Here is a 1,350-nt window from a genome sequence, read left to right on the forward strand (position 1 = left end):
GATGCTCGGCCTGCGCCGACCGCAGCAACCCCCACACCCCGGCCGTCGCCGGATCGGCCACACCCGTCATCCCACCCCGCGTGACCACGACCAGCCGCCCATCCACGGAATCGGCCACGAAACCCTGCACCAACGCGAGCGCCTCCCCGACCCGCACCCGCACATCACCGCCCGGCTCGACGTACTCCACCCGGACGTCCGAGGGAAGTTCCCCGGCACCGTCCGGCCTCGGCACGTCCACCCAGCGCACCTCGAACAGCGGATCGGTCACCGCCGAGCCGACCTGCTCCAGTTGCTCACGGGACATGGGGTGCAGGCGGAGTTCGTCCACGGTCACCACGGGCAGGCCGGCGCCGTCGAACGCGGCCACCCGCACGGCACCGTCCGCCTGCGGGGTCAGCCGCACCCGCAGCACCGAGGCACCCACCGAGTGCAGCCGCACCCCGCCCCACGAGAACGGCACTCTCAGATCGTCGGTGAGCAGTGCGTGCAGGGCGGCGTCGAGCAGGGCCGGGTGGACACCGAACGTGTCGGCCTCGCCGGGGAGTCGCACCTCGGCGAACAGTTCCTCGCCCACCCGCCATGCGGCGCGCAAGCCCTGGAAGATCGGCCCGTAGCCGTACCCCACTCCGGCCAGGCGGTCGTAGTCCTCGGTCACGTCCACGCGCTGCGCGCCGGCCGGCGGCCACGCCGTCTCCAGCCGTTCCGTGGAGATGCCCGTGCCGGGTGCCAGGACGCCCACGGCGTGGCGGTCCCATTCGCCCTCGCTGTCCTGGGGCCGGGAGTGCACGGCGATCGTCCGCCGACCGGCCTCGTCGGCGCCCACCGAAACCTGGACCGACACCGGCGTGTCCGGCGACAGCACCAGCGGCCGTTCCAGCGTCAGTTCCTCCAGCACCTCGCAACCGGCCTGTTCGCCGGCGTGCAGTGCCAGCTCGACGAAGGCGGTGCCGGGAAGGATGACGGTGCCGAAGACGGCGTGGTCCGCGAGCCATGGGTGAGAGAGCAGCGACAATTGCCCGGTCAGCACCCACCCGTCCTGCGACGCCAGGCGTACGGCGGCGCCGAGCAGGGGATGGTGCGCCGGATCGAGACCCAGCCCCGCCGCGTCCACCACCGACCGACCCGCCGGCAACCAGAAACGCCGGCGCTGGAAGGCGTACGTCGGCAGATCCACCAACCGGCCACCGTCCACCCACGCCGGCCAGTCGACATCCACCCCCGCGACGAACACCTCCGCCGCATGCTGCAACAGCCGCGACACCTCATCCTCGTCACGACGCAAAGTCCCCACCGCCGTGACCCCACCGACCCCCGCCACCTCCGCCGCCTGGGCCACCGCACCCACCA

Annotated in this window: 1 protein-coding gene; it reads right to left on the minus strand. The window is 72.7% G+C overall.

Features of this window, described 5'->3' with window-relative positions:
* Positions 1-1,252, minus strand: a 1,252-nt coding sequence (locus ACZ63H_RS38605) for a polyketide synthase dehydratase domain-containing protein (protein WP_469873121.1), incomplete at its 3' end; no start/stop codon positions are given.
* Between the last annotated feature and the right edge of the window lie 98 nt (positions 1,253-1,350).

This window comes from Streptomyces sp. NPDC104831, from assembly GCF_055583025.1.